This window comes from Verrucomicrobium sp. BvORR106 (genome assembly GCF_000739655.1).
Lineage (GTDB): Bacteria > Verrucomicrobiota > Verrucomicrobiia > Verrucomicrobiales > Verrucomicrobiaceae > Verrucomicrobium.
The window spans coordinates 148,280-175,110 of record NZ_BATR01000181.1 but is presented as its reverse complement, the minus strand read 5'-3'; the positions used below and the strand labels follow the sequence as shown (position 1 = coordinate 175,110).

Sequence of the window (26,831 nt, the reverse complement as noted above, 5' to 3'; positions counted from 1 at the left end):
CCCCGACGTTATTTTTTGATGCCGCCGACCTCGAGGCCCTCAGCTTCGAGGACCTTGCGGATGCGGTCCACTTGATCTCCCTGGATCTCGATGCGGCGGTCCTTGACGGTGCCGCCGCAACCACAGGCGGCCCGGACGCGTTTGCCGATCTGCTCGATGACGGTGGCGGGGAGATGGGACGCGAAGTCCTTGATCACGATGACGGTTTTTCCGCCGCGATGGGCGGTCTCACGTTGCAGCGTGACCTTGCCCATCTTCCACCGGTTTTGAGGCGAGTCGGGGCCACCCTTGGCCGAAGGCCCAGGAGGCAGTCCTGAGGAACTCAGGCCGCCGAAAGGGGAGTCTTCGGGGGTGGGGGACATGGTGGAAGGAGGGGCTGGTCTGAAATGAGGCAGGATGAAATCCTGCGGTACCGACAGGTTGGAAACCTGTCCTACTTTCCTTTGGCGAAGCCGTCCCGGAGGCTGACGGTGCGGTTGAAGACCGGGGCGCCGGGCTGGGAGTCCTTGGAGTCTGCCACGAAGTAGCCCACGCGGATGAACTGGAAGTGTTCGCCTGCTTTGGCTTCACCGAGGGGGGCTTCGAGGCGGGCGTCTTCAAGGACTTCGAGCGACTTGGGATTGATGAAATCAACAAAGTCCCCGTTCTCGCCGGCCGCGGCATCGGGATCGTCCACCGTGAAAAGGCGGTCGTACAGACGCACCGGGGCGGTGACGGAATGCTCGGCGGAAACCCAGTGGACGGCGGCCTTCACTTTGGGACGGCCTTCCGGGTTCTTGCCGTGGCGGGTGGTCTCGTCATAGGTGCCACGGAGTTCGATGACATTGCCTGCCTCGTCCTTGATGACGTCGGTGCAGATGACGCAGAAGGCGTTGGTGAGACGAACCTCGGCACCCAGGGTGAAACGACGCCAGTCCTTGGGCGGAACTTCGGCGAAGTCCTCCTGCTCGATGAAGAGCTCCCGGCCCAGCTTCACCTTGCGCATGCCGGCGTTCGGATCTTCCTGGTTGTTCGGGGCCTCGATCTCCTCGACCTGGCCTTCGGGGTAGTTGGTGAGAACCAGCTTGAGCGGGCGCAGGACGGCCATGCGACGGAGGGCCACCTTGTTGAGATCCTCGCGGACGGCGTTCTCCAGCACTCCGTAGTCGGTGAGCGCTTTGAACTTCGTCAGGCCCACGCCCTTGCTGAAATTGCGCATGGCCGCGGAAGTGTAGCCCCGGCGGCGGATGCCGCTGAGGGTGGGCATGCGGGGATCATCCCAGCCGGAGACGCGATCTTCCTTCACCAGCCGGAGCAGTTTGCGTTTGCTCATGACGGTCCAGTTCAGGTTCAGGCGGGAAAATTCCCGCTGAACGGGGCGGCTGGGCAGGCCTTCCACGTTCTCCACGAGCCAGTCGTAGAGCGGGCGGTGATCCTCAAACTCCAAGGTGCAGAGGGAGTGGGTAATGCCCTCCAGCGCATCGCTCAGCGGGTGGGCGAAGTCGTACATCGGGTAGATGCACCACTCATTGCCGGTGCGATGATGCTCCGCATGCAGGATCCGGTAGATCACCGGGTCACGCAGGTTCAGGTTGGAGCTGGCCATGTCGATCTTGGCCCGGAGCGTGCGGCTGCCATCGGGAAACTCTCCGGCGCGCATGCGGCGGAAGAGGTCGAGGTTTTCCTCCACACTGCGATCACGGAAAGGGCTGGGTTTCCCCGGCTCGGTCAGATTGCCGCGATACTCGCGCATCTGGGCAGCGTTCAGGTCGCAGACAAAGGCGAGGCCTTTGGTGATGAGCTGTTCGGCGAACTCGTAGAACTTCCCGAAGTAGTCGCTGGCGTAGTAGAGATGGGTGCCCCAGTCGAAGCCGAGCCACTTCACGTCCTCCATGATGGAGTCCACGTACTCGGTCTCCTCCTTGGTGGGGTTGGTGTCGTCAAAGCGGAGATGGCAGCGGCTGTTGGGGGCGTTTTCCTCCGCGAGGCCGAAGTTCAGGCAGATGGACTTGGCGTGGCCGATGTGCAGGTAGCCGTTGGGTTCCGGGGGGAAACGCGTCACCACTTGGCCGCCATTCTTGCCGGAGCGTACATCGTTGGCGATGAACTCGCGGATGAAGTCGAGTCGGGGTGTGGCGGATTCGGTCGGATTGCTCATGGAACGGGAAAGATGAGTGCCTTTGCAAGGGGGCGGAGTCAATGGAGAATGAGGGGCGGGACGCTTGACGAGTGTGAAGGTTGCCCCCAGAGGTGCGGATTCCTCCATGGTATCCCCCGACGAACGACGACTGATCCTCGGCATTCTGGCCCTGCTGTTGCTGGGAGCCGGTGTGAAGGCCTGTCGTTATCGCGGTGTCCAGACGGAGGTCCCCCAAGCGGTCATCCCCGCAATTGAGGAGGTGGAGCCCCCACAAGCGGCTCCAGATTGACCCACTCCGCCTTTGCGCCATCTTGGGTGCCCCCCACCAGCTATTTTCGTTCATGAGAGAATCCTTTGCCCTCCAGCTTGCCGTCCATGAGGTGCAGCAGCGCGACAACCGCTATGCTCCGGAGAGCTATGCCTTCCTGTGCCAGGCCCTGGGCCACACGGTGAAGATGCTGGAGCGTGAAAATGACGACGACCGTCACGTCAACGGCCGGGAACTGCTCTCGGGTTTCAGAGACCTGGCGGTGCTGGAATTTGGTCCCATGGCGGCATTCGTCATCCGGGACTGGGGCCTGGAACGCAGCGAGGACGTGGGAAACATGGTGTACAACCTCATTGGAGTCGGCTATTTCGGAAAGAACGAGACCGATTCCATAGATGACTTTTTCGACGGGGTGGACTTGATGGAGGCGCTGCGGCGTCCGTTTCAAGTCGCCCGCCGTCGCTGAAGTCCTCTGCTCCGACTCTCTGTTCGTATCCCAATCCAGCCCCTTTCCACCGGCGTGAAGACTGCATTCCCGCCGATCTCATTCTGCATTCTGACTCCATGAAAAGTGATCTCACCATCCCACCCAATGCCGCCCAACTGCACACCCTGGACAATGGCTTGGAGGTGATTCTGCTGGAAGACCACGCGCATCCTCTGGCGAGCGTGCAACTGTGGGTGAAGGCGGGCAGCCTGCATGAGGAAAAGTGGACCGGGGCAGGGCTGGCTCACCTGGTGGAGCACATGTTTTTCAAAGGCACGGAGCGCCGGACAGCCCCGCAGATCTCCCAGGAGATCCAGGCGCTGGGCGGCTATGTGAATGCCTACACCACCTTCAACCGCACCGTGTACTGGATCGATGGGGTGGCCGAGAACGTGGATGGATACCTGAACATCCTGGCCGACATGGCCCGCAGCTCAAACTTCCATGCGGACGAACTGGTGAAGGAGCAGGAGGTGATCCGGCGGGAGTTCGCCATGGACAACGATGACCCCCAGTCCGTGCTGCAACACCTGATGCAGACGACGGCCTTCCGCGAGCACCCGCTGCGTCATCCGATCATCGGGCACCTGGAGATCTTCAATCAGGCGGGACGTGAGGATGTGGTGGGCTTTGTGCGCCGGCACTATGTGCCCAACAACTGCTTCCTGGTGATCGTGGGGGCTTTTGATTCCACGGCGGTGCGCGCGGCGATTCAGCAGCATTTCGGCAGCTGGGAGCGTCGCCCCTATGAGCCGGTGCTGATGCCGGAGGAGCCCGTGCAGGTGGCCCCGCGTCAGTCCGAGAAGGAGTTCAACACCGACATCGCCCGACTCAGCCTGGGCTGGCCCATCCACGGGGACTCCCATCCTGACAAGCCGGCGCTGGATGTGCTGGGCTTCATTCTGGGCAGCGGACGCAGTTCCCGTCTCAATCTGGAACTGAGGGAGCGCCTTGGCATTGCCCACTGGGTGGGGGCCGGCGCATGGTCAGCATTGGATCGCGGCCTTTTCGCCGTCGAAGCGGAAAGCGATGCCGAAGATCTGGAGAAGGTGGAGGAGGCTCTCGGTCAGGTGCTGGACAAGATTTGTCAAAACGGCCCGACTCAGGAAGAACTCGACAAGGCAGTGCGTGCCACCCTCAGTCATCAGTTGCGCCTGCGCAGCACGACGCGTGGCATGGCCAACAGCCTCGGGCACAGCTGGCTCACGGTGGGGAACCTCGACCAGGATCGCACCTACCTGGAGCGCATCCGGACCCTGACGGTGGAAGCCGTGACCAACGCCGCCCGGACCTACATTCAGCCGAATCGTCGCTGCCGGGTTTCCCTGCATCCGCAGGGCACGCTGAAGAAGGCGAGCCAGGCCAATGCCCGGGTGAACCGGGAGGAGGCACAACGCTTCACCCTGAGCAACGGCATGACGCTGCTGGTGGGCGAGAACCCGCGCCTGCCTCTGATTTCCACCCGCATTCAGTTCCTGGCCGGGGTGCCGGTGGAAACGGATGAGAACGCCGGGGTGACCCAGATCACCGCCCAGTGGCTGGTGAAGGGCACCCAGAGCCGCACGGATGAGCAGATCGCTGCGGTGCTGGAAGATCGCGGCGGATCGCTGCTCTCCACGGGAGACGCCCACCGATTGGTGGTGGGGGCGGATGTGGTGAAGGGGGACGAAGTGGTGGCGCTGGATCTGCTGACAGAGATTCTCACGCAGCCTGTGTTCCCGGCAGGTCACCTGCCCAAGATCCAAAAACGCCAGCAGGCCTCCATTCGTGAAGAGTTGGAAGACCCGCTCACCGTGGCCTTGCGCCGCGCGCGCCGGGAGATGTTTGCCGGCCTGGCCTTCGAGCGCACGGCGCTCGGGACCCAGCAGTCGGTGGCCAGCTTGAATGAAGAAGTGTGCCGCGCCCACTGGGAACGCACGGTTCAGGGAGGCAACGGGGTGGTGTCGGTCTTTGGAGATGTGAAGGCCGTGGAGGTGCTCGCGCTCGTGGAAGAGCGCCTCGGCAAGCTGGCGTCAGGAACGAAGTCCACGGCTGGCTTTGAGCCTGAGTATCCCACTGCGGACGCAGCCCGCTGGGATCTCAAGCTCGACAAGGAACAGGGTGTGCTAGTCGTGGGGTTCCCCACGGTCGGCATGCAGGATGCCTATGCGCCAGCACTGCAACTCATCGACGAGGCCTGCAGTGACATGGGCTCACGTCTCTTCAACCGCATTCGTGAAGAGATGGGGCTGGCCTACTATGTGGGCACGCAGGCCTTCCATGCCCTGGGTTCAGGGGCGTTCTACTTCTATGTTGGCACGGATCCGAAGAAACTGGATCTGGTGGAGGCGGAGCTCATGAAGGAGATCGCCAGCCTCGCCAAGGAAGGTCTGGAGTCCGACGAACTGCAACGCGCCAAGACGACGTGGAAATCCTCCTGGTTGCGTCAGCAACAGGGGAACGGTGCCATGGCGGATGCGCTGGGCTGGGATGAGCTAAACGGCTTCGGTTTTGGGCATCATCAGAAGCTGCCGCAACTCATGGCTTCCGTGACGGATGCTCAGGTGAAGGAGACCGCCGCGCGGTTCTTTGACCCCGCCAAGGCGTTTGTGGTGACGGTGAGGCCGTAAGCCGGAGGCCGCGGAGCGGCCAGACACAAGACACAAGAAGGAAAGACACAAGACCTGACGCTTCGCGAGAGGTGTTGGGTTGTGTCTTTGGTTTCGCCGAAGTGCATGGAGGCCATGACGATCTTCTCATGGCGAGCGTCTCACGCCAACGGCGTGATACAAAATAGCCCGGGGTCAGATCGCGAAGCGGTCGCCACCCCGGGTATCGATGGTTTGGTACTGGAACTCCAAGGGAGTTCTACAAACCGTCCAGATCACCCGGAGACGACCGTGTTTCACGTGGTGGACACGTCAGGGGTGCGTTCACAGTTTGTAGAACTCACTTCGGAGTTCTGGTCCACCCATCCATGTACCCAGGGTGGCGGCTCGTGCCTCGCCTGACCCTGGGCTACTTTGTTTGACGCCCTTGGCGTCAGGTCATGTCTTTGGTCTCCTGTCTTGATGCCTTTCGTCTCACGCGCAGCGGGCCAACCACAAAAAAACCGGTGCGACTTTCGCCACACCGGTTTTGGGAAACTTCTTTGATCGAGCCCTGGATCAGGGGGCGGCCTTGGCGGCTGCCAGAGGCGTGGTGATGGGCTGCTGCATGTCCGGGACCACGTGCCACTTCTTCGTGTCGAGCTTGTCCTGGGTCAGGGAAATAAGGAGGAGCTCTTCGATGGCCACATCAGTTGTTTCCTGACGAGTGCGGACCACGGCGTGGACAATCTTCCCTGACTCTTCGGAAACGAGGCCCAGAATGTTGATCTTAAGGGTCTCCTGCTTCTTCTTGATCGTCTCCGGGCTCACCTTCATCCGGCTGTGCACAGCGGCGCGATCGGCGACATACGCTTCCTGAGGAGTCATCTTCTGAAGCTCCGCCACGTCCTTGACGCCCAGCATGTTCAGCTTGGCGGCCTCTTCGGTCATGGTGGTCGAGTTTTTGACCGAAGTGATCATCTGGGTTTTGCGACGCTCCAGAGAAACGGGAAGCAGCATTGTGGAGGCTGTCTTCCAGTCCTGCTTCACCACCGCTTCGAGATAAGCGTTCACGACTTTTGCCGTTGGATGATCAAGCGGAAGGTTTTCAGCACGGATACCAGCAGTAAAAAGCAGGGCAACGGCGGCGGAGGCCAGGAAGGCGCGCAAATTCATACAGAAAGAAGGGGATGCGAAAACGTTTGACCCGAACAGCAAAAGTTTGTTCGTGCTAGTTCCTAGCCTCCGCTGAAATGCGCGTCAAATGAGAAATCGTCTCATGTCGAACGCGTGAGTCCTCCGAAAGTCTGTCCCTTGCCACCATGAAGATTGCTGTTCTCAGTGACATTCACGATCATCTGCACCATTTGACCGCCGCCACGCGGCAGGTTGGGGAGTTGAAGGCGGAGGCTTTGCTGTTTCTCGGTGACTTTTGCGCCCCTTTCACCCTGGCCCAACTGGCGGAAAGTTTTTCCGGGCCCATTCATGTTGTGTTTGGCAACAATGATGGGGACCAGTTTCTGCTTTCCCGGGTGGCGGGGAAACACTCCCATGTCACGTTGCACGGTCTGCTCGCAGAACTGGAACTGGACGGGAAGAGGATTGCGCTGAACCACTATCCGGACATTTCCCGCCGCCTGGCTGAGAGCGGGGCGTACGATGCGGTGTTCAGCGGGCACGACCATCAGCGCTACATTCACCAGATTGGCAAGACGCTGTGGGCGAACCCTGGAGAGCTGATGGGCCGCTTTGGAAGTCCCGGGTTTGGACTGTACGATACTGGATCCGGGCAATTTTCTCACGTGGACTTGGTGTTGTGAGTCGTTTTATGGTATAGCAGAAATAGCGATATGCTGAGTGATCGTGACTACATGCGTGGCCCCCAGCCCTCCCGCTGGTTGGAGGTCATGTGGCCGGATGCCGTAACGCTTCTGGTAATCATCAATGTGGCGGTGTTCGTGCTGCAGGTCTTTGGCGTGGGGTCATCGGTGATCGTCATGCCTGATGGCACATCCGAGCGTCTGCCTTGGGGGGCATTCTCCTTACAGGCCCTGCTGCAGGGGCGGGTGTGGACGCTGGTCACCCACATGTTTGTGCACGGGAACCTGTTCCACCTGGTGTGCAACTGCCTGATGCTTTTCTTCTCTGGCAAGGGGCTGCAGTCTCTGGTGGGACCGCGCTACTTCCTCTACGTCTATTTCATCGCCGGCTTGGGAGGTGCCCTCCTGGAGGTGCTCGTGGGCTGGATGGTGGGCCAGCCTCATGCCGTGATCGGCGCGTCCGCGGCCGTGATCGGGGTGTTTGTGGCCATGGCTGTCATGCTTCCCCAGGAGGTGGTCACGGCCATGATTTCACTGATCATTCCGGTCCGGGTACGTATGTGGACGCTGGCGTTGGTGGTCATCGGGGTGAGTACCGTGCTGGGCATTCTGGAAACGCTGCGCGTGATCGATACGGGCATCGCACACTTTGCCCACTTGGGGGGCGCGCTCACCGGCATGTGGTTCATGCGTATCCTGGGGTATGGAGGCACGCCGGTGACGTACGAGCGCCTCTGGCATGAAAGGCAGCGTCGCGAGGCTGGTCGCCCGGCCGTGGCGGCCACGAACGTCCGCCGTCGTCGCCGCGTGGTGGATGTGAATGAGCCGGATTCGGACACGTTTGTCCCCTCGCTCACCAAGAAAGAGTTTATCGAGCGGGAGATCGATCCCATTCTGGACAAGATTGCCACCCAGGGGCTGGGCAGCCTGACTCATGAAGAGCGGGAACTGCTGGAGCGGGCGCGCCAGGAAATCATGGAGCGTGAGAGCAAAGGCAAGGGCAAGGCCTGAGTGGTGGGATGGGTTTGGCGAAGGCAGTAGCCTCGTATTGAACGACGGGGCATCCCGGTATAGGGGTGGAGCTTTTCCGCCCCATCTCATGAGAATCATCGCAGGCCGCGCTGGCGGTATTCACCTTAAAGTCCCCGCCATGGTGGCCCGCCCCACCGCTGATCGGGTGCGGGAGGCGCTGTTTTCCATGCTGGGAGATCTGGTGGATGGAGCCCGGGTGCTGGATCTTTTTGCGGGTTCCGGAGCTTTGGGGCTGGAGTGCCTGAGCCGGGGGGCCAAGGAGGCGCTGTTTGTGGAGCAGCACGGTCCCGCTGCCACGCTCATTCAGGAGAACTTGGGCAAAACCAAGCTTTCTGGGGGCAAGATCACGAAGGCGGATGCCTTTGCCGCACTGCGTCGACTGGCTGATGCAGGCGCACAGTTTGATCTCGTATTTGCTGACCCGCCTTACACCAAGAAACCGGGGGACACGGACTTTTCCGCCCTGCTGCTGGCCGACGAATCCCTCCCCAAGGTGCTGGCACCCGGAGGGTGGCTGGTGCTGGAAAGCATGGTGACAAAACGAGACAGCGGGGTTATCCCGAACTGGGAGGTAGTGCGTGATCGCTCCTACGGCTCCACCCGCATTCTGCTGCTGCAACTTCCGACGATATCCGATGCTGAGAACCCTGGTGCTGCTGTGTTACAATCTGATCCTGCCGATCATGCTCCTGGTGATGCTGCCGGGGGCGATCAAGAAGATGCGAGCCCGGGGCGGCCGCTGGCGTGATCTGTGGCAGAGACTGGGCTTCTTTTCCGAATCAGCGCGGGCAGAGCTGGATGCGCTGCACCGGTCCCATGCTGAAGTGATCTGGATGCACGCGGTGAGCGTGGGGGAGGTGGGCATCGCGGTGAAGCTGGTGCATGAGCTGGTGCGGCAGCGTCCTCAGGTGGGTGTGGTGATCACCACCACCACTCCAACGGGGATGGCCCAGGCCCAGAAACTGGCGGCTGAGTTGCCGGGTGCGGTGATTCCCCTCTACAGTCCGCTGGATGGCTGGTTCGTGGTACGCCGTTGCCTCTCAGTCATCCGACCCAGGCAAATCGTGCTGGTGGAGGCGGAAGTGTGGCCCAATCTGGTGCAGGCCGCCTCCCGCCGGGGCATCCCGGTGCGGCTCGTGAACGCACGCCTGTCCCCGCGCTCCGAAAGGCGCTACCGGCAGCTCCGTACGCTGGTGCAACCGATCTTTACCTTGCTGACGGAGGTGATGGTGCAGGAGCCGGAGGATGTGGAGCGCTGGCTGTCCCTGGGGCTGGATGCCAAGCGGGTGGTGTGGACGGGCAGCATCAAGTTTGATGAGGCGGGCGACCGCGAGCCGGTGGAGCAGATGGCCGAGTTCCGCCAGATCATGGAGCGTGCGGGAATCAGTCCGTCACGCCCCGTCCTGCTGGCTGCCAGCACCCATGCGGGTGAGGAAGAGGAAATTGCCCGGGTGTACCTCCGGTTGCGTGGGGCGCATCCAGCCCTCTTCTTGATCCTGGTGCCGCGCCATGTGGAACGGGCGGTGGAGATCCAGCAGCGCCTGGGTTCCATGGAGCTGAAGGTGCGGCGGCGGAGCCTGGTGGACCGGGAGCAGAGCATTGCTCCCGATTGTCTGCTGGTGGATACGACCGGGGAATTGAAGGCCTGGCAGGGGCTGGCCACGCTGGTGGTGGTGGGGAAGAGTTTCCTCGCTACTGGCGGACAGAATCCTGCGGAGGCTGCCATGCTGGGCAAGCCGGTGCTGTTTGGCCCGCACATGGAAAACTTCAGCGCCCTCGTGCGTGTGCTGTTGATGAGGCAGGGGGCGGCTCAAGTGGCGGACTTTGCCGCCCTTCAGGGACGCCTGGACCACCTCCTGCGGCACCCGCAGGAGGCGCAGATCATGGCCCAAGCGGGAAGGGCAGCTTTGCGCAACCACGAGGGTGCGACGGCCCGCACGGCCTCCCGCCTTCTTCGGCAATAAAAGTTGAAGAAAATGAGCAAAATCTAGTTGCACATTTTCGGATCCCGGGCACAATAACAGCCCGCACAAACGACCCCTTCGTCTAGCGGTTAGGACACATCCCTTTCACGGATGCGACACGAGTTCGATTCTCGTAGGGGTCGCCACTCTTTCTCCAAGAATGAGAACAGTGGCAGGACCAGCAGGTCAAAATAAAGTTGGCGGATAGAACCCCTCGCCAGGCAGGTGAATTTTTGCATCACCCCGGGCAACCCCTCCAGTTTTCCGCAACTTTCGACGCAGGATTCTGTTTCCTGAAACCTTTGGTGCCCTCCAGCCGTCGGGCTTGGTTGTTTCATTGAGCTCAGGCCGGCGGCCCGGGATGGCGGGGCGGCGTGGGCGGGAAGGGCTGGCCTGGTCCAGGGTGGGGCGCCTGGCGTATTTCGTTCCCGCCGTTCCCGGCAAAACCTGCAACTTCAGGTCCGTCCGGGGGTTTGTGGAGGAGTGTCTGGCAACTAGAGGTCAGAGTCGTTCCACAAATGCCGTTGCCAGCCTGTCTGACCCTGTGATAAAACGCCGTCCTTCATGTCATCTACTCTGAGCATTGACTCCCTTCTCGAGGCCGCGGAACAGCACCAGGTCAGCGACCTGTTCCTTCAGGAGGGGGAACTGCCGCGATTCAAGATCAATGAACAGCTGATGGTGTATGGGGACGAGCCGCTGAGCTTGCCGCAGATTCTGGCGCTCTGGCAGGCCTGTGGCGCGGATCCCGCCACCGACATGGACCGTGATTCAGGCCTGATCTCCCAGAATCATGTGCGCTTCCGCGTGAACCTGCACCGCACCATGGGCCGCCTGGGGGCGGTGTTGCGGCGGATCAAGACGCAGATCCCTTCCCTGGAGACTCTCGGTGTGCCCATGGATTTGCTCACAAGGTGGGCCTCTAGGAACTTTGGCCTGGTGCTGGTGACAGGGCCGACGGGAACAGGGAAGTCCACCACGATCGCCTCCCTGCTGCAGTGGGTGAATCAGAGCCTGGCCAGACACGTGGTCACGATCGAGGACCCGGTGGAGTACGTCTTCACCAATGACATGAGCCACTTTACCCAGCGGGAAGTGGGTCGGGACACCGGCTCTTTCGCCCAGGGGTTGCGCGGAGCCATGCGCCAGGCGCCGGATGCGATTTTTGTGGGGGAAATTCGCGACTTCGACACTGCTCTGACGGCTTTGCAGGCGTCTGAGACAGGGCACCTCGTGCTGGCGACACTGCACTCTGAGAGGGTGAGTGATACGATGGAGCGCTTTTTGAATCTCTTCCCCAAGGATCAAGCTGGGGTGGGCACGCACATGCTTTCCAGCCAGTTGGTAGGGGTGCTCTGCCAGAAGCTGGTTCCGAGAACGGATGGGGGGCTGCACCTCCTCGTGGAGCACATTGAAAACGTGGGGGCGGTGAGGGATTGGATCTCCCAGCGAGACTCCGCCCACATCCAGGATTTCCTACGCAAAGGCTCTGATGCATCGACAAGGGCCTTCGTCCACAGCACGATGGCGGCCTTTGACTCCGGCCTCATCAACGAGGCCACGGCGGTGGAAGCGCTGGGCAGTGAGACCGAGTTCCGCCGGGCGGCCCGCGGTATCCGTGGCTGACGGCTCCCAGCGTCTGCCGATAGGGCAGCCAGCCGGACTTCTCAATTTACCTCCTCAATCTCTTCCTCATGGCTCAGCACGATCTCATCGACTACCTCAACCTCGTCTGCCAGTATGGCGGCTCGGACCTGCATCTCAGTGCGGAATCTCCTCCGATGATGAGATTGAACGGCATTCTACAGCCTCTGACTGACGAAGTGTTGGATTCCGAAACCTGCCGCGAGATCATCCTGGGCGGTCTGAAGGAATCCCAGCGCTCCCGCCTTGAGCAGGAGTGGGAGCTGGACTTTGCCATCGAGGTGGAGAATCTGGGGCGCTTCCGCGGGACGGCGTACTACGTCACCAGTCATCTGGAAGCGTCTTTCCGGCATGTCCCAGAACACATTCCTGATCTGGCGGACCTCGGCCACGGGCCCAATGTGGAGAGAATGACTGACCGGGAGCACGGGCTCATCCTCATCGCAGGGACGAGTGGCTCAGGGAAGACGACCACTCTCGCGAGCATGATCCAAAAGGTCGCGCGGGAGCGTGGGGGGAACATCGTCTCCATTGAGGATCCCGTGGAGTACGTCTTCAAGCATCACCGCGGGGTGGTGCGCCAGAGACAGGTGGGGGCGGATACACAAAGCTTCGTCCATGCACTGCGCAGTGCCCTCCGTGCTGACGCGGACGTGATCGTCATTGGGGAGATGCGCGACCTGGAGAGCATCCGGATTGCCATCACGGCGGCGGAGACAGGGCACCTCGTCATTGGCACGCTGCACACCACGGATGCCAGCACCACGGTGGCGCGAATTCTGGATGCCTTTCCGGAGGAAATTCAGGACTATGTGAGCTCCCAGCTGGCTCACAGCCTGATCGGGGTGGTCTGTCAGCATCTCATCACCCGTCTGGATCAACCCGGCCGGGTGTTGGCTACGGAAGTCATGACAAACAACCACGGGATCTCCGCGTGCATTCGCAGCCGTCGTTTCGCGCAACTTCCGGGCCTCATCCAGATCGGGGGCAATGACGGCATGCACACGATTGACGACAGCCTCAGCCACTTGCTCCGTCACGGATTCATCTCGCTAGACGACGCCCTGGTGCGTTGTCGCGACAAGAACATGATGCATCAGGCCAATCATCAACGACAGCAGGCGATGCGTCGTTGATGGCTGCTTGCTCCACCTCAGGAAACGCCTTAAGATCGCAGCAGAGCCATGAGATTGCTTTCCATCATCATCGTTGCCGTCGGTATGTATTCCGGCTGGATTCTGCTCCAGCGGGATCGTGCCCAAAAGATTGAGGATGGGTGGGCCTTGCAATGCTCCAAGGTGCTCGACGCCCAGGCGAATGGGCGGATAGTCATCGCCAGTCCGGGCTCCCCGGATGAGGGGGCCTTCTTCAAGATCTTGCATTTCATGCGGAAGGCGGAGATGGAAGGGCGTGATCTGCAAGCGATGGTGGGCGCTGCCTGCGAAAAGCTCAGCATCACTGGCGATAAGCGGGGCCTGATTCAGGACGCCCTCATCGCCAACTACGAGACGGCGCGGAAACTGAAAGTCTTTGATGATCCGATGAACATGGTCCGGCTGGAGCAGGGGCAGGCTGCTCTGATCGCTCTGGTTGGGTGGCAGGGTGAGCCCGTTGCGGTGGGGGTGGTGATCCCGCCCGTCCACGCACCGGAACTCTCCAATCATCTGATCAATCTCGTGCTGCTGCCCTCTTGTGTGCGGGACGCGCAGACGGATCGCCTCACCAAAGAAATGACAGATGCCGCGCGCAAATTTGAGCGCGCCGGAGCTCTGCCCAAGGCGACTCTCGAATCCATCTACCTTGCTTCCCGCTCTGGGGATTAGGGTGCGCTTTGGTTTTTTTGATGGATGTGGGAATTACTGCCTCCGTGGGGGGCATTCCCGGTGAGCTTCGCGAGTGTGATTCTTGTGTGAAGCTTTACTCAGATCAAACAGGTTGACTAATTGCCGTGTCTCTAGCACCAAGTAGTCCCAGCCATGGGCGATGTCCTCCATAAGACGACGGTGCTGGTGCTTAACCGCAACTGGCAGGCGATCGACATCAAAACGCCGGCTGATGCTTTTTGCATGATGGCCGCTGGGACAGCTACGGCTTTGGACATCGCTCCGGGGGACAACATGAGCCCCACCAAGTGGCCTGAATGGCTGCTCCTACCGGTGCGGGACAGTGACAATGCGGTGCTGACCGTGCATGGACCGGTCCGCATCCCCACCGTGCTGGTGCTGGCCCGATATGACAAGGTGCCCAAGCGACGGCCCAAGCTGAGCAGCAGGGGGATCTGGGATCGGGACGGGGGTGTCTGTCAGTACACGGGGAGGAAACTCACCCGGGATGAGGGGAATATCGACCACATCATGCCGCGGTCGCGCGGTGGGAAGACGAGTTGGGACAACTGCGTGCTGGCGGATAAAAGGATCAACAGCCGCAAGGCCGACCGGACTCCTGAGGAGGTGGGGCTGAAGCTCCAGCGCAAGCCGGGCACGCCGCGGGAGATGCCTTCCACTTATTTCATCCGGAACGTCCATGGCGTTCCGGATTGGGAGATGTTCCTGGAGTAATGAGAGCGGGCTGGGGGAAAAACCCGCCTGACAGTCGTTATTCCTTGCCCGCCCCGACGATGCCGCGCTGGCTGCTGGCGACGAAAGTCACAAAATGCTCCAGATCTGGGTCGGTCGTGTCCTGCCGAAGCTGTTCCAGTGCCTGACTGATGTTGAGCTTGCTGCGGTAGAGGGTCTTGTACGCCTGACGGAGATTGCGAATTTGGGTCTCGCTCCGTCCGTGCCGCTGGAGGCCAACCATATTGACGCCACGGGCGCGGGCGGGGTTGCCGTCCACGATCGTGAAAGGCACGACGTCCTGCACGATTTTCGAGCAACCGCCGGTGATGGCGTGCTGGCCGAGTCGGCAGAACTGGTGCACGGCGGTGAGGCCGCCCAGAATGACGTGATCCTCCACGGTGACATGACCCGCCAGCGTGCCGTTGTTGGAAAAAATGACGTGGCTGCCGACCACGCAATCGTGGGCGATGTGGCAGTACGCGAGGAAGTTGTTGTGACTGCCCACCGTGGTCTTCGTGTGGGGCAGGGTGCCGCGATTCACCGTGCAGAACTCGCGGAAGACGTTGTCGTCTCCGACCTCCAGCCAGGTGGGCTCACCAGCATACTTGAGGTCCTGCGTCTGCTGCCCGATGGAAGTGTAGGCGTAGAACTTGTTCCTCGCACCGATGCGGCTGGGGCCGCAGAGGGTGACGTGATTTTGCAGCCAGCAGCCGTCGCCGAGCTCAACGTCCGGGCCGATGATGCAGTAGGGACCTACGACCACTCCTGCGCCCAACCGGGCGGAAGGGGCAATGACGGCGGTGGGATGAATCTGTGACTCAGGCATGTGGCAGCAAGTCGGATCGAATCGAATCGGATCGGATCAGGGCATCAACGGTCCATCAAAGCGAACATGAGGTCGGCTTCACTCACCACCTGTCCATTGACGATGCAGCGTCCTCTGGCCGTGCCGATGGAGCGTTTGACCTTGAGCAGCTCCGTCTCGATGAAGAGGATGTCTCCTGGGAGGACGGGGCGACGCCACTTCACATTGTCGGCGCTCATGAAGTAACCGATCTTGCCCTGGTTTTCCGGAGAGCGGAGGAGCTGGATGGAGGCCACCTGGGCCATGGCTTCCAGCTGAAGCACGCCGGGCATGATGGGATGCCCGGGGAAGTGGCCCTGGAAGAACGGCTCGTTGATGGTGACGTTCTTGACGCCCGTGCACTTGCTTTCGCCTTCGAAGCCCACGATGCGGTCCACCATGAGGAACGGGTAGCGGTGAGGAAGAATCTTCATCACCTCGTTGATGTTGAGGACGGCTTCGCCTGAGGGGATCTGGATCGGCACCGGCACCATGGCGCGCATCTCATTGTAGGTGCGCAGCAGCTCGCGGGCCATCTCGGTATTGGGGCCGTGACCGGGGCGCACGGCGATGACGTGGCCCTTGATGCGGCGGCCGAAGAGGGCCAGATCGCCGACGATGTCGAGGATCTTGTGACGGACGAATTCTTCCTTGAACCGCAGGGGATGCTTGCTCAGGGCGGTGTCGCCACGGATGACGACGGCGCTTTCCAGTGTGCCGCCCTTGATGAGGCCTTTCTCCATGAGGGGGGCGATGTCCTCGTAGAACACAAAGGTGCGGGCCGGGGCGATCTCCTTCTCGTAGGTCGTCGGGTTGATCTCCGTGGAGTAGAACTGGGTGGTGCGTCCCTCTGGGCCCACGTGGGTGCAGGAAATACGGAATTTCTTGTCCGGCACGATGGTCAGCAGGCTGCCATCCCGGGACTCAAGGTGCAGGGGCTCACGCACTTCGAAAACGCGGCGGGGCTCATCCTGCTGCTGGAGTCCGGCTTTCTTGATGAGCTCGACGAACGGAAGGGAACTGCCGTCTGCGATGGGGGGCTCATTGGCATCCATCTCCACGATGCAATTGTCCACACCCATGCCGACGAGTGCGCTGATGACGTGCTCCACCGTGTGGACGTTCACGCCGCCTTCTGCGATGGTGGTGGCGCGCTCCACCTTCTGCACTTTTTCCACCGAGGCTGGGATGAACGGGCGGTCCTCCAAGTCTACGCGACGGAACTTGATCCCAAAGTCTGCCGGAGCAGGTTGCAGCGTCAGGGTGACCTTTTCCCCGGTATGCAGGGAGGTCCCTTCCAGGGAGGCGGCTTTGGCGATCGTGTGTTGGCGGTCTGACATGGAACGCGGGAGTTAGCCGCGCCATGCGGAGAGGTCAAGCCTTGAGAGCACTTCACTTCCCGGTCATTCTCCGCGCGCGGCGGCACGCCCTTCGCGGTAGCCTTTTTCGTAGGCCTTGGCAAAGGTGGTCTCGGTGTCCAGCGTGTAGGCCTGTCGGTGGCGCTGGTGGCTGGGGGGCTGGCCGTTTTCGGCGTCAGTCCGCCCGGCGTCGTAGCCCTGGTTTTGGGCGGCGTCGCGGTCCACCTCCCTGGCTTCGGCCTGGTCCTCTCCCGCCTCAAACCCGAGGTCGTAGCCCTTCTCAAAGGGCTTTTCCGTGCGGGTGTTGTACTCGTAGTAGTAGCGTTCGTAGTCGCTGTCCCGCCCACGGCGGCCGTCCTGGAAGCCGTGGTGGTAACCTCCGCGGTAGGCCGCCTCGCCCGGCCCGGAATACATGCCGCTGCCCGGAGCGGGAGGCGGCATGCGGGTACAGCTGGCAAGGGCCAGGAGGAGAGCCGGGACACCGGTGGAAAGGAGCTTCATGGCAGGCGCGACAGGCGACGGGTAGGAGCCCCACTAAAGTCCAAATTTTGCCCATCAGCAAGAAAAGGGGTTTTCCATGGCGATGGCTTCCGATTGACTGAAGGGGTGAAGAACGCGTTCGACCACCATCGAGAACATCCAGAAGGCACCCGGGAGTGCTGGCACCGGGCATGGGAAGGGGTGTGTCGATGAAGGAGAAGAAGCAGAAGACTTCCGGCAAAGCAGGGGAGAGCCCCCTACCGGTTTGGATCTGGGGAGTGGGCGGGTTGCTGGCGGCGTCGGCATTCTTGCTCTATGGCACCCTTACGTGGCACCCTCCTGATGAGGTTCGACCGCTGAAGGTGGCCATTGGAGTCTGGCCGGGCTCGGAGACACTCATTTATGCCAGGGAAACAGGACTCCTGCCCCGGGAGGAGGTGCAGCTGGTCGAAATGTCGTGGTCCTCTGCCACTAAGGTGGCTTTCGCGAACCGGGTGGTGGATGCCGCTGTCGTTTCCCTGGATGAGGTCTTGCGGCTGCTGGAGAGCAGGAACGATGTCAGGGTGGTGATGGTGGTCGGTTTCTCGAAGGGGGGGGACGCCCTGCTGACGCGTCCGGGAGTCGCGACCCTGCCGGAGTTGAAGGGGAAGCGGACAGGAGTTGAGATGAACTCCGTTGGCTCCTTTGTCTTGAGCACCGCACTGGAGGAAGCCGGAATGTCTGAGGGCTCCCTGGAGACCGTGGCGATGAATCTGGCGGAGATGGAGACTGCTTACCTGGCGGGTGAGCTGGACACGGTGGTGACCGGCGAGCCCTGGACGACAAGGCTGAAGGCGAAGGGAGCGGTGGAACTCTTTAGCAGCCGACGAATGAACCGGGAGGTGTGTCGCGTGCTGGTAGTCCGGGAGGAGGTGTTGAGCGAACGACCCGACGACATTGAGCGGCTGGTGGCGGCGCATTTCAAGGCGAGACAGTCTCTCCTGGCCGGTGGGGAGGCGAAGGCCCTGACAGTGGTGAAGCGCCGACTGGGGCTCTCGGATGACGACTTCAAGGTGGTGATGTCCAACATGGACATGCCGGATTCCGCTGAGAACCTTCGCCTGCTTGAGGGCGAGGTGCCACCATTGGGACTGCTGGCAGACAGTGTGGCGAAGAAGATGGTGCGGCAGAAACTGCTGGCCGCTTCGCCAAAAGCAGAAGACTGGATGACGGCGGAATGCCTGAAAGAGTAAGTTCGATGAAACGATTGATGACCCTGCATCTTCTCGTGCCGGCCGCGGTGGCCTGCTTTGGCATGGCCCTCATCGTGGTGGGTTATCTGCGTAATGAGCAGCAGCTCCGGGAGCGTTCGCGGAAAGAATTATGGGACAACGCCTACCGGGAAGGCACGCGGTTGTCACATATAGCCCAGCATCTGTTGCGCAAGGGGCTGGTGCAGGCGGCAGACCTGGAGTTGAGCTATGTGGCGCTTTCCCCGCACCTGGCTCTGGCGGTGATCTGTGATGGCGATGATGTCGTGCGGCATGCGAGCCAGATCCAGTGGCGTGGGGTGTCGCTGAAGGAGACTCCACTGGAGGCCATCGTGCCACGGCTGGCGGGCATCCGCAAAGAGCTGAACGGCCAGGTGGCCATCTTCCCTGACGGTGAGCAGCTCTGGGCGGTGTTTCCATTTTTCGAGCGTAGCACCACGACCCCCTTTGTGGTGGTGTTGTCCTATGATCTGGTGGGGCCGAAGAAAGAGGCCACCCGGTTGGCGAGGCACGAGTCCATTTCACAGAGTCTGGGGCTGCTGGGGGGATCCCTCGTGCTCTGGATGATGCTGGATGCCCTGATCACCCGGCGTATTGCCCGGATTCTGACCTATGCGAAGCAGGTGGCATCAGGTCGCAGCCCTGGCGTCCCAGCGACGGGCGCAGATGAAATCGGTGCGGTGGGGCAGGCGTTCGCCGACACCGTGGGGCAGCTCCGGAGTACGGAGAAACAACTGCTGGAGGCCGCGGAGCAGGAGCGCTGGCGACTGGGCATGGATCTGCATGATGACATCTGCCAGAGAATTGCTGCCGCGCAGCTCAAAGCAGGGGTGCTGGGAGTGTCCCTGGCGAGGGAAAATTCGCCACACAGCGTGCTGGCCAAGCAAGTGGCAGAGCAGCTTTCGGATGCTGCGGATATCGCGCGTGGGTACGCCCGTGGGCTGGCACCGGCCACGCTGGATCGTGATGGGTTGAACGCGGCGCTGAGAGATATGACAGGTCACCTGACCAAAGCTTTCGGGGTGCCCATGCATCATGACACCGACCCGAGGGTGCTGGAATTGCCCGATCCCACGCAGGTGCACTTGTTCCGTATTGCCCAAGAGCTTGCCACTAATGCTGCGAAGCACGCCAGAGCTTCCTTCATCAACATCAGCCTGGCATTTCGCGACAGGTTTTTGGAGTTGAAGGTGGAGAGTGACGGCAGACGCTTTGAAATGGATTCAGGGCCGATGACCGGAATGGGGCTGCAACTGGTAAACCAGCGGGTCCGGGCGCTGAGCGGCAGATTGTTGTTCCTTGAACGCGATGAACCGGGCGGTGGAACGGTGGTCGTGTGTGTGGTGCCGGTGGCACCAAGGCTTGATCATTAATTCCGGAACCGCTAATAAAGGTGGATGACCATGCAATCTGCCGATTTTAGCCGCCGGAAGAGCGATCCAACCTGCCGTGTCGGCATTGTGGAAGATCATACCTTCATGCAGGAAGGTATGAAGATTTTTGTAGAGAGTCTTTCAGGATTTGAATGTGCCTGGGTGGCGGGCACGGCGGCCGAGGCGGTGGAGAAGATCTCACAGGATGAACCGAATGTGTTGATTGTTGACATCACGCTCCCCGACCGGAGCGGATTGGAGTTGATCAAAGACCTGCATGCCACGCACAACCAGATGAATGTGCTGGTGGTCTCCATGCACGAGGAGGATCTCTATGCAGAGCGGGCCCTGAAAGCGGGAGCGAAGGGTTACATCATGAAAAACGCGCCGCACGATGTGTTCGAGAGTGCGTTGGTCCGAATTGCGCAAGGAGGTGTGGCGGTCAGCCACAAGATGGCTGACCGGGTCCTGATGGCGTTCTCTTCTGGCGTGCAACCGCGGCCGGAAAGTGGTCTGCACAGCCTGAGCGACCGGGAATTCGAAGTATTTCAACATCTTGGCGAGGGCAAGAGCACCCACCAGGTGGCAGAGTCCATGCGGATCAGCCCGAAGACGGTGGACGTGCACCGCATGAACATCAAGAACAAGCTGAATCTGGAGGACGGGGCGGCCGTGACACGCTATGCCATCCGCTGGGCAGAAGCCCGGAAGCACGGGGCCGCGGAGTAGGGCGCTCAATGCTGTGCCTCTGGTGTCATGAATTGAAGGTGACAATTCTTTCTTCGCTGGATTCAAGCGTGGCATCGAGGAAATAGCCTTCCGCCTCATTTGTGGGTCCAGATCCTGGTAAGCAGGATCTTTAGGGCATTTTCCGTGATCCCTGTTGAGACGGTAAACCGCACGACCAATGGCGACAACAGAGGCTGTGATGGATGATGCAGGGGCATTCACCACCTGTTTTTCCTAGTTCCCATGCAATTCGCACTCCCGGCATCCTCCGTAGATGGGGGCTTTCATCTCAACGGGAAATATCCCCGGATTGAGCTCTCTGAACTGGAACAGGTCCCCGGCGTGAAGTCGGTGGCCGTGTATTTGAGCCCTGAGAAGGCCAAGGCGATGCTGGCGCGCAATGTGCGCAACCGGAAACTCTCCGACCAGGTGGTAGAAAAGTATGTCGAGGAAATATTGAATGATGAATGGAGGCTGACGCCCGCCGCGGTGGGGTTCGATGCAGAGGGCACTTTGGTGGATGGACAGCACCGTTTGTCGGCCATCGTCAAATCCGGACTCACGGTGCCCATGGTCATCACGACGGGGCTGCCTGTGGCGGCGCAGGAAAAAGTGGACCGTCAGCGCCGGCGCAGCCTCTTTGACGCACTCTATCTCTCCGGGCAGGTGCGCAATCGGAAGTGGGTGGAGATTTCCACCTGCCTGGCGCGTCGTACCGTGTCCAGCAACAGCGGCAGCACTCCGCCAGACAGTGTGGTGAAGCAGGCGCTGGAAACGCATAAAGTGGCCATCATTGCCATCACCGACTTCATGGGGGAGAAGAGCGTCAAGGGCATCTCTCAGGCCTCATTCCTGGCCGCCGCCGTGCTCTACTATGAGATCGATGCAGAAAAGTGCCTGGAGTTCATGTCTGCCATCCGCACGGGCGCGGGATTGGCTCTGGATCATCCGGCACTAAGGCTTCGCAAGCTCTTGATGGGGGAATCTGCACTGCACTCCATGCCACGAGGAGGGGCAAACCAGGCTTACATCTTTCGCCGCTCCGTTTATGCCATGCAGGCCCACATGGATGGAAAGATGATCGGTGGACTCCGGGAGGCGGATGACTTTGAACAGGCAACGGCGGTTCCGCGGCTTCGGAGGCGGCAGGGGCAGAGGCGTGTTGCTGGAAAAAATCTGGAATTGGATTGAATAAAAGATATTGGGTTTGCTCCGTCACGGCAGGGGATGCGGGCACATGCAGACAGCATGAGTCCCACCTTTGCCATCCGTTGTGGCCGCATGATTGCGGCATTTGCCCTTGGTTCCATTTGCTCCCTGCCGCTGGTCATGACCCATGCGGCAGACGTCGAAGGTTCTGCGGATCACCCGCTGATCAAACGCTACGATGGCGCGGAGATCGCAGTCTATTCCCAGCAGGCGTTTGCCGAGTATCCCATTGCGCTGGGCAAGGCTCTGAATGCGGCGGTGAGCGACGGGAAAAAAATCGAGAAAGAGACGGTGCTCCGTGGGCAGGTCTCCCGCATGTCGTACGTGGTGCCGATGGGCCGCTCTGCGCTGGAGGTTTTTGAGAACTACACGGAGGAGCTCAAGGCCCAGGGATTTGAGATTCTCTGGTCGGCCAAGGCTCCTGACACCGGCTACGAGTTTGGCCAGCGCTATGGTGGCGTGGGCGGACAGTTGTTTGAATACAGTTCCCAGGCCGCTCACTATCTGGCAGCGCGTCAGATCCGGCCTGAGGGAGAGGTGGCGGTCGCGGTGTTCGTGACCCAGTACTATGACGGCTACACTCCCAAGGTGGAGGTCAAAAAAGGCCAGACCATTGTGCAGGTGGACGTGGTGGATGCCCGGCCTCGCGAGCAGCGGATGGTGACCCAGACTGCCGCAGAATTGTCCAGCGGGCTCAACGTGAAGGGCCGGGTGACGCTGCATGGCGTGTTCTTCGATACAAACCGCACCGAGGTGAAACCCGAGAGCAAACCCGCCCTGGATGAAGTGGCCAAGCTGATGACCCAGGATCCGACCCTCAAGGTGCTGGTGGTGGGGCATACCGATACCGTGGGCGGTTTCGAGCCCAATCGCAGTCTCTCCGAGCGTCGCGCGGCGGCGGTGGTGCAGGAACTGAAGGCCAGGTATGGCATCACCGGGGAGCGGTTGTTCTCCTTCGGCGTGAGCTATGCCGCGCCAGCGGCGACCAACTCCACCGAGGAAGGGCGGGCCCAGAATCGCCGGGTGGAGCTGGTGAAGATGTGAGTGAGGGGAGTGGTCCCTTGCACTCTCTCGTTGCCCGCAGGCCGCTTCTGGCGACACTGCGGGCCGCCCCATGTCCGACCATCCTCTGCTGCGCCGCCTTCCTGCCACGCCTGATTGCTCCAACGACGAACTGTTGGACCGCTTCCTGGACTATGTGGCGGAGAAGAAGCTGGAACTGTATCCCGCACAGGAGGAGGCGGTCCTGGCGCTCTTTGAGGACCAGAACGTGATCCTCAACACCCCGACGGGATCCGGCAAATCACTGGTGGCTACGGCGTTGCACTTTCGCTCCCTGGCCAAGGGGCGGCGCTCGGTGTACACCTGCCCGATCAAGGCGCTGGTGAATGAAAAATTCCTGGCCCTGTGCCGTGACTTTGGTCCCGATAATGTAGGAATGGCCACTGGGGACGCGACAGTGAACCGGAACGCGCCCATCCTGTGCTGCACAGCGGAGATCCTCTCCAACTACGCCCTGCGTGACGGGGAGAATGCCCCGTTCCGTGAGGTGATCATGGACGAGTTCCACTACTACGCGGATCGCGAGCGGGGCGTGGCCTGGCAGGTGCCTCTGCTCACCATGGCGAAGTCGCGCTTTCTGCTCATGTCGGCCACCATGGGGTCCACGGAGTTTTTCAAAGGTGAGCTGGACCGGCTGACCCAGACGGAGACCACCATCATCTCCTCCCAGACCCGGCCGGTGCCGCTTGAGTTCACCTACGCCGATACCTCGGTGGACGTGACCCTCCAGGAACTGGTGGCGGCGAACAAGGCCCCTGTGTACCTGGTGCATTTCACGCAAAATGACGCGGCGCAGGCGGCGCAGGATCTGATGAGCCTGAATTTCTGTTCGCAGGCGGAGAAGGCTTCCATCAAGGAACAGCTCGTGGGGGTGAAGTTTGCCAGCCCCTATGGCAAGGAGGTGAAGAAGTATCTGAGTCACGGCGTGGGGATTCACCACGCCGGGTTGCTGCCCAAGTATCGCGTGTTGGTGGAGCAGCTGGCTCAGAAGGGGCTGCTCAAGGTGATCTGCGGCACCGATACCCTGGGGGTGGGCGTGAATGTCCCCATTCGTACGGTGTTGCTCACGCGCCTGAGTAAATATGGCGGCCAGAAGGTGGCCACTCTTTCGGCGCGGGACTTCCACCAGATCACCGGCCGTGCGGGGCGCCGTGGGTTCGATGACATTGGGTTTGTGGTGGCCCAAGCCCCGGAGCATATCATCGAAAACGCCAAGATGGATGCCAAGGCGGGCGGTGACCCCAAGAAGCTCCGCAAGATGGTGAAGAAGAAGCCTCCGGAAGGTTTTGTGGGATGGAGTGAGGACACCTTTAAGAAGCTGCAGACGGCTGCGCCGGAGCCGCTGCAGTCTCGGTTTCAGGTATCACACGGCATGTTGTTGCAGGTGCTGAGCCGGGAGGGGGATGGCTGTCGCGCCATGCAGAAGCTCATCCGCGATTCTCATGATACGGTGGCGGCGAAGAAGCAGCACCGGGACCGGGCCTGGCAGCTCTTCCGGGCTCTGGTCACGCGCAAGATCATCGAGATCCTCCCCAAAGTTGATCAGAGGGGCGGGCAGAAACTGCGGGTGAATGTGGCGCTTCAGGATGATTTTTCCTTGAACTACACGCTGTCGCTCTACCTCATTGACACCCTGTCGCTGATCGATCCGAATTCACCGGGTTATGCGGCGGATGTGATGACCCTGTGTGAATCCATCCTGGAGAATCCAGACACCATTCTGCGTCGTCAGTTGAGCAAGGTGAAGGATGAGGCGATGGCGGCGATGAAGGAGGAGGGGGTGCCCTATGAGGAGCGTATCGAAAGGCTGGACGAGCTGGAGTACCCCAAGCCCTGCCGTGACTTTGTGTACAACACCTTCAACGAGTTCTCCGCGACACACCCGTGGGTGGGACAGGAGAACATCCGGCCCAAAAGCATCGCGAGGGAGATGTACGAGAATTTTCGCTCCTTCACGGACTACATCAACGACTACGAACTGCACCGGGCGGAAGGGGTGCTGCTGCGCCATCTCTCCTCCGTGCACAAAGTGCTGGCCCAGACGGTGCCGGATCAGTTTAAGACGGAGCCGGTGCAGGAGATGGAGGCCTGGCTCACGGGGGTGCTGCGTGGAACGGACTCCAGCCTGCTCGACGAATGGGAACGGCTCCGCGATCCCAACTGGAAGCCGGGCGAAGATGACGACGAGAAAAAACCGGAAGAGGCACCTGACATTACTCGCAACCGCCGGGAGTTCACGGCCCTGATCCGGACGGAGATCTTCAAGTTCCTGCGCCCCCTGGCCTCAGAGAGCTACGGTGCAGCCACGCTGGCACTCGGCGCGCCGCCTGCGGAGTGGAACGCTGACAAACTGGCCGCGGTCATGGACCCGTACTACGACCAGCATGATCGCATCCTGCTGGATGCGGAGGCTCGCAACGGACGGCACACCTATGTCGAGGCTGTGGAAGACGGGCGGGTCTGGCGGGTCTGCCAGGTGCTCGTGGATGCAGAGGCCGTCAACGACTGGCAGGCGGAGTTCCGGGTGGATCTGGCCCAGGCGAGGGAGGAGGGGAAACCTACCCTCACGCTGGTGTCAGTCGGGCCAGTGGTGGCGGACTGATTCGGCACAAAGTCCCCATTGCCCTCCCCGGTGCTTTCATTTAGACATTCCGCCCTCTTATTGCCATGTGGAAAGGACGCTTCCAACAACCCACCAGTGCGCTCGTGCAGCGCTACGGCGAATCTGTCTCCTTTGACTGGAGACTTTATGCTCACGACATTCGCGGCTCGATCGCCCATGCCAAGGGCCTGGAGAAGGCTGGCATCCTGACGACGGCCGAACGCGAAGCCATCGAGCGCGGGCTCTTGCAGATCCGCGATGAAATCGCTGGTGGTGACTTCGCCTGGAGCCAGGAGCTGGAAGACGTGCACATGAACATCGAGTCCACGCTGACCAAACGGATCGGACCCGCTGGGGCCAAGCTCCACACCGCCCGCAGTCGCAATGACCAGGTGGCCACGGATGTACGCCTCTATTCCCGGGATGCGATTGATTCCCTGATCGGTCTGACCAACGAACTCCAGCGTGCTCTCGTGGAGTGCGCTGAGCGTGGTGCGGATGCCGTGATGCCGGGGTACACCCACCTCCAGCGTGGCCAGCCCGTGCTGTTCGCCCACCACCTTCTGGCCTATGTGGAGATGTTCTCCCGTGATGCCGAGCGTCTGGTCGATGCCCGGAAGCGGGTGAATGTGATGCCGCTCGGCTCTGGCGCGCTGGCGGGATCCACGATCATCCTGGATCGCGAGTTCGTGGCCCGGGAGCTGGGTTTCAACGGTGTGACGCAGAACTCGATGGACGCGGTGAGCGACCGTGACTTCGTGGCGGAACTGCTCTTCACGATCGCTTTGCAAGGGGTGCATTTGTCCCGCCTGAGCGAGGACGTCATCCTGTGGGCGAGCGCGGAGTTTGGCTTCATTCACCTGAGCGATGCCCACACCACGGGCTCCAGCCTCATGCCGCAGAAGAAGAATCCGGACGTGGCGGAGCTGACGCGCGGCAAGTCCGGCCGTCTGGTGGGGAATCTCATGGCGCTGCTGACCCTCCTCAAGGGGCTGCCCATGACCTACAACCGAGACATGCAGGAAGACAAAGAGCCCCTGTTTGACTCCCTGGAAACGATCACCCTGGCCCTGGAAGTCTTCACCGAGATGGTCCGCGGCATGGATGTGAACCGTGACCGTGCGGCCGCAGCGGCCAGCGATCCGCTCCTGCTGGCGACTGATCTGGCAGACTACCTGGTGCTCAAGGGCGTGCCCTTCCGCCAGGCGCATGAGGTCATCGGCAAGCTGGTGGCGCACTGCCTCAGCACCGGCCGTCCCTTCCCCGAGCTGGCTCTGGAAGACTACCGCCAGTTCAGTGATGCCTTTAGTGAGGACGTCTTCGCTGTGCTCAAGATGGATACCGCTCTCGCCGCCCGCAAGGGTATCGGTGCGCCCTCGCCTGCCAATGTGGCAGGGAGGTTGCAGCACTGGCGGGAGAGGCTGGGGGCGTGAGTGCGGGTAGGACAGGTTTTCAACCTGTCGGT

The 26,831-nt window shown here is 61.1% G+C and carries 24 protein-coding genes and 1 tRNA gene; 19 read left to right on the top strand and 6 right to left on the bottom strand.

The window, feature by feature from the left end:
• Nucleotides 1-8: 8 nt before the first annotated feature.
• Nucleotides 9-362, bottom strand: coding sequence for a translation initiation factor (locus tag BV106_RS32605; RefSeq protein WP_038171901.1), 354 nt, complete (start codon nt 360-362; stop codon nt 9-11).
• A gap of 71 nt (nt 363-433) precedes the next feature.
• On the bottom strand, nt 434-2,137 hold the full coding sequence (locus BV106_RS32600) for a glutamine--tRNA ligase/YqeY domain fusion protein (protein ID WP_038171899.1): 1,704 nt from the start codon (nt 2,135-2,137) through the stop codon (nt 434-436).
• A gap of 106 nt (nt 2,138-2,243) precedes the next feature.
• Here BV106_RS32600 and BV106_RS39115 point away from each other — a divergent pair, with 106 nt between their 5' ends.
• The 3 genes from BV106_RS39115 to BV106_RS32590 all read left to right on the top strand — a co-directional run bounded on the left by BV106_RS39115 (nt 2,244) and on the right by BV106_RS32590 (nt 5,483).
• On the top strand, nt 2,244-2,408 hold the full coding sequence (locus tag BV106_RS39115) for a hypothetical protein (RefSeq protein WP_265596315.1): 165 nt from the start codon (nt 2,244-2,246) through the stop codon (nt 2,406-2,408).
• A 52-nt stretch (nt 2,409-2,460) separates the two neighbouring features.
• Nucleotides 2,461-2,853: a Minf_1886 family protein gene (locus tag BV106_RS32595; RefSeq protein ID WP_038171898.1), complete on the top strand. Its 393-nt coding sequence runs from the start codon at nt 2,461-2,463 to the stop codon at nt 2,851-2,853.
• A 98-nt stretch (nt 2,854-2,951) separates the two neighbouring features.
• Nucleotides 2,952-5,483 carry a pitrilysin family protein gene (locus BV106_RS32590; RefSeq protein ID WP_038171897.1) on the top strand — a complete coding sequence of 844 codons (2,532 nt, stop codon included), beginning with the start codon at nt 2,952-2,954 and terminating at the stop codon, nt 5,481-5,483.
• A 537-nt stretch (nt 5,484-6,020) separates the two neighbouring features.
• Here the strand turns inward: BV106_RS32590 and BV106_RS32585 are convergent.
• Nucleotides 6,021-6,617 carry a hypothetical protein gene (locus BV106_RS32585; RefSeq protein WP_038171896.1) on the bottom strand — a complete coding sequence of 199 codons (597 nt, stop codon included), beginning with the start codon at nt 6,615-6,617 and terminating at the stop codon, nt 6,021-6,023.
• A 146-nt stretch (nt 6,618-6,763) separates the two neighbouring features.
• Between BV106_RS32585 and BV106_RS32580 the strand changes: the two genes are divergently transcribed.
• From BV106_RS32580 to BV106_RS32540, 9 genes are all read left to right on the top strand, one after another.
• Nucleotides 6,764-7,261, top strand: a complete 498-nt coding sequence (locus BV106_RS32580; RefSeq protein ID WP_038171895.1) for a YfcE family phosphodiesterase — start codon at nt 6,764-6,766, stop codon at nt 7,259-7,261.
• Nucleotides 7,262-7,291: 30 nt separating this feature from the next.
• Nucleotides 7,292-8,272 carry a rhomboid family intramembrane serine protease gene (locus BV106_RS32575; protein WP_038171894.1) on the top strand — a complete coding sequence of 327 codons (981 nt, stop codon included), beginning with the start codon at nt 7,292-7,294 and terminating at the stop codon, nt 8,270-8,272.
• An 88-nt stretch (nt 8,273-8,360) separates the two neighbouring features.
• Entirely contained in the window at nt 8,361-9,041 is a 681-nt protein-coding gene (gene rsmD, locus BV106_RS36620) for a 16S rRNA (guanine(966)-N(2))-methyltransferase RsmD (RefSeq protein WP_081892524.1), read from the top strand.
• Nucleotides 8,929-10,257: a 3-deoxy-D-manno-octulosonic acid transferase gene (locus tag BV106_RS32565; RefSeq protein WP_081892523.1), complete on the top strand. Its 1,329-nt coding sequence runs from the start codon at nt 8,929-8,931 to the stop codon at nt 10,255-10,257. The genes rsmD and BV106_RS32565 overlap by 113 nt, the downstream gene beginning before the upstream one ends.
• 71 nt (nt 10,258-10,328) lie before the next feature.
• Nucleotides 10,329-10,403: transfer RNA gene (locus BV106_RS32560), tRNA-Glu, on the top strand.
• Nucleotides 10,404-10,821: 418 nt separating this feature from the next.
• Nucleotides 10,822-11,883, top strand: a complete 1,062-nt coding sequence (locus BV106_RS32555) for an ATPase, T2SS/T4P/T4SS family (protein WP_051946749.1) — start codon at nt 10,822-10,824, stop codon at nt 11,881-11,883.
• A 68-nt stretch (nt 11,884-11,951) separates the two neighbouring features.
• Nucleotides 11,952-13,037, top strand: coding sequence for a PilT/PilU family type 4a pilus ATPase (locus BV106_RS32550; protein ID WP_038171893.1), 1,086 nt, complete (start codon nt 11,952-11,954; stop codon nt 13,035-13,037).
• Between the two features lie 48 nt (nt 13,038-13,085).
• A complete protein-coding gene (locus BV106_RS32545) occupies nt 13,086-13,724 on the top strand; it encodes a hypothetical protein (protein ID WP_265596314.1) in 639 nt (212 codons plus the stop codon).
• A gap of 153 nt (nt 13,725-13,877) precedes the next feature.
• A complete protein-coding gene (locus BV106_RS32540) occupies nt 13,878-14,459 on the top strand; it encodes an HNH endonuclease (protein ID WP_038171891.1) in 582 nt (193 codons plus the stop codon).
• A gap of 37 nt (nt 14,460-14,496) precedes the next feature.
• Here the strand turns inward: BV106_RS32540 and lpxA are convergent, their stop codons facing one another.
• The 3 genes from lpxA to BV106_RS32525 form a co-directional block, all read right to left on the bottom strand.
• Nucleotides 14,497-15,285 carry an acyl-ACP--UDP-N-acetylglucosamine O-acyltransferase gene (lpxA, locus tag BV106_RS32535; protein WP_038171890.1) on the bottom strand — a complete coding sequence of 263 codons (789 nt, stop codon included), beginning with the start codon at nt 15,283-15,285 and terminating at the stop codon, nt 14,497-14,499.
• A gap of 44 nt (nt 15,286-15,329) precedes the next feature.
• A complete protein-coding gene (locus BV106_RS32530) occupies nt 15,330-16,643 on the bottom strand; it encodes a bifunctional UDP-3-O-[3-hydroxymyristoyl] N-acetylglucosamine deacetylase/3-hydroxyacyl-ACP dehydratase (protein ID WP_038171889.1) in 1,314 nt (437 codons plus the stop codon).
• Nucleotides 16,644-16,706: 63 nt separating this feature from the next.
• The gene (locus tag BV106_RS32525) at nt 16,707-17,162 is read right to left on the bottom strand and encodes a hypothetical protein (RefSeq protein WP_038171888.1); all 456 of its coding nucleotides are present in this window, start codon (nt 17,160-17,162) and stop codon (nt 16,707-16,709) included.
• A gap of 188 nt (nt 17,163-17,350) precedes the next feature.
• Between BV106_RS32525 and BV106_RS32520 the strand changes: the two genes are divergently transcribed.
• The 7 genes from BV106_RS32520 to argH all read left to right on the top strand — a co-directional run bounded on the left by BV106_RS32520 (nt 17,351) and on the right by argH (nt 26,799).
• The gene (locus BV106_RS32520) at nt 17,351-18,373 is read left to right on the top strand and encodes an ABC transporter substrate-binding protein (protein ID WP_038171887.1); all 1,023 of its coding nucleotides are present in this window, start codon (nt 17,351-17,353) and stop codon (nt 18,371-18,373) included.
• A gap of 5 nt (nt 18,374-18,378) precedes the next feature.
• Nucleotides 18,379-19,764, top strand: coding sequence for an ATP-binding protein (locus BV106_RS32515; RefSeq protein WP_265596313.1), 1,386 nt, complete (start codon nt 18,379-18,381; stop codon nt 19,762-19,764).
• 30 nt (nt 19,765-19,794) lie between these two features.
• Nucleotides 19,795-20,493: a response regulator transcription factor gene (locus tag BV106_RS32510; protein ID WP_038172056.1), complete on the top strand. Its 699-nt coding sequence runs from the start codon at nt 19,795-19,797 to the stop codon at nt 20,491-20,493.
• Nucleotides 20,494-20,736: 243 nt separating this feature from the next.
• Nucleotides 20,737-21,684 carry a hypothetical protein gene (locus BV106_RS36615; protein ID WP_051946745.1) on the top strand — a complete coding sequence of 316 codons (948 nt, stop codon included), beginning with the start codon at nt 20,737-20,739 and terminating at the stop codon, nt 21,682-21,684.
• 57 nt (nt 21,685-21,741) lie between these two features.
• Nucleotides 21,742-22,746 carry an OmpA family protein gene (locus BV106_RS32500; RefSeq protein WP_038172052.1) on the top strand — a complete coding sequence of 335 codons (1,005 nt, stop codon included), beginning with the start codon at nt 21,742-21,744 and terminating at the stop codon, nt 22,744-22,746.
• Between the two features lie 70 nt (nt 22,747-22,816).
• Nucleotides 22,817-25,366, top strand: a complete 2,550-nt coding sequence (locus BV106_RS32495) for a DEAD/DEAH box helicase (RefSeq protein ID WP_038171885.1) — start codon at nt 22,817-22,819, stop codon at nt 25,364-25,366.
• A gap of 65 nt (nt 25,367-25,431) precedes the next feature.
• Nucleotides 25,432-26,799: an argininosuccinate lyase gene (gene argH / locus BV106_RS32490; RefSeq protein WP_038171883.1), complete on the top strand. Its 1,368-nt coding sequence runs from the start codon at nt 25,432-25,434 to the stop codon at nt 26,797-26,799.
• The last annotated feature ends 32 nt before the right edge of the window (nt 26,800-26,831 follow it).

What these genes read in the sequence shown, in the direction of transcription:
- BV106_RS32605 (WP_038171901.1), bottom strand. Translation starts at nt 362, where the DNA reads ATGTCCCCCACCCCCGAAGACTCCCCTTTCGGCGGCCTGAGTTCCTCA.
- BV106_RS32600 (WP_038171899.1), bottom strand. Translation starts at nt 2,137, where the DNA reads ATGAGCAATCCGACCGAATCCGCCACACCCCGACTCGACTTCATCCGC.
- BV106_RS39115 (WP_265596315.1), top strand. Translation starts at nt 2,244, where the DNA reads ATGGTATCCCCCGACGAACGACGACTGATCCTCGGCATTCTGGCCCTG.
- BV106_RS32595 (WP_038171898.1), top strand. Translation starts at nt 2,461, where the DNA reads ATGAGAGAATCCTTTGCCCTCCAGCTTGCCGTCCATGAGGTGCAGCAG.
- BV106_RS32590 (WP_038171897.1), top strand. Translation starts at nt 2,952, where the DNA reads ATGAAAAGTGATCTCACCATCCCACCCAATGCCGCCCAACTGCACACC.
- BV106_RS32585 (WP_038171896.1), bottom strand. Translation starts at nt 6,617, where the DNA reads ATGAATTTGCGCGCCTTCCTGGCCTCCGCCGCCGTTGCCCTGCTTTTT.
- BV106_RS32580 (WP_038171895.1), top strand. Translation starts at nt 6,764, where the DNA reads ATGAAGATTGCTGTTCTCAGTGACATTCACGATCATCTGCACCATTTG.
- BV106_RS32575 (WP_038171894.1), top strand. Translation starts at nt 7,292, where the DNA reads ATGCTGAGTGATCGTGACTACATGCGTGGCCCCCAGCCCTCCCGCTGG.
- rsmD (WP_081892524.1), top strand. Translation starts at nt 8,361, where the DNA reads ATGAGAATCATCGCAGGCCGCGCTGGCGGTATTCACCTTAAAGTCCCC.
- BV106_RS32565 (WP_081892523.1), top strand. Translation starts at nt 8,929, where the DNA reads ATGCTGAGAACCCTGGTGCTGCTGTGTTACAATCTGATCCTGCCGATC.
- BV106_RS32555 (WP_051946749.1), top strand. Translation starts at nt 10,822, where the DNA reads ATGTCATCTACTCTGAGCATTGACTCCCTTCTCGAGGCCGCGGAACAG.
- BV106_RS32550 (WP_038171893.1), top strand. Translation starts at nt 11,952, where the DNA reads ATGGCTCAGCACGATCTCATCGACTACCTCAACCTCGTCTGCCAGTAT.
- BV106_RS32545 (WP_265596314.1), top strand. Translation starts at nt 13,086, where the DNA reads ATGAGATTGCTTTCCATCATCATCGTTGCCGTCGGTATGTATTCCGGC.
- BV106_RS32540 (WP_038171891.1), top strand. Translation starts at nt 13,878, where the DNA reads ATGGGCGATGTCCTCCATAAGACGACGGTGCTGGTGCTTAACCGCAAC.
- lpxA (WP_038171890.1), bottom strand. Translation starts at nt 15,285, where the DNA reads ATGCCTGAGTCACAGATTCATCCCACCGCCGTCATTGCCCCTTCCGCC.
- BV106_RS32530 (WP_038171889.1), bottom strand. Translation starts at nt 16,643, where the DNA reads ATGTCAGACCGCCAACACACGATCGCCAAAGCCGCCTCCCTGGAAGGG.
- BV106_RS32525 (WP_038171888.1), bottom strand. Translation starts at nt 17,162, where the DNA reads ATGAAGCTCCTTTCCACCGGTGTCCCGGCTCTCCTCCTGGCCCTTGCC.
- BV106_RS32520 (WP_038171887.1), top strand. Translation starts at nt 17,351, where the DNA reads ATGAAGGAGAAGAAGCAGAAGACTTCCGGCAAAGCAGGGGAGAGCCCC.
- BV106_RS32515 (WP_265596313.1), top strand. Translation starts at nt 18,379, where the DNA reads ATGAAACGATTGATGACCCTGCATCTTCTCGTGCCGGCCGCGGTGGCC.
- BV106_RS32510 (WP_038172056.1), top strand. Translation starts at nt 19,795, where the DNA reads ATGCAATCTGCCGATTTTAGCCGCCGGAAGAGCGATCCAACCTGCCGT.
- BV106_RS36615 (WP_051946745.1), top strand. Translation starts at nt 20,737, where the DNA reads ATGCAATTCGCACTCCCGGCATCCTCCGTAGATGGGGGCTTTCATCTC.
- BV106_RS32500 (WP_038172052.1), top strand. Translation starts at nt 21,742, where the DNA reads ATGAGTCCCACCTTTGCCATCCGTTGTGGCCGCATGATTGCGGCATTT.
- BV106_RS32495 (WP_038171885.1), top strand. Translation starts at nt 22,817, where the DNA reads ATGTCCGACCATCCTCTGCTGCGCCGCCTTCCTGCCACGCCTGATTGC.
- argH (WP_038171883.1), top strand. Translation starts at nt 25,432, where the DNA reads ATGTGGAAAGGACGCTTCCAACAACCCACCAGTGCGCTCGTGCAGCGC.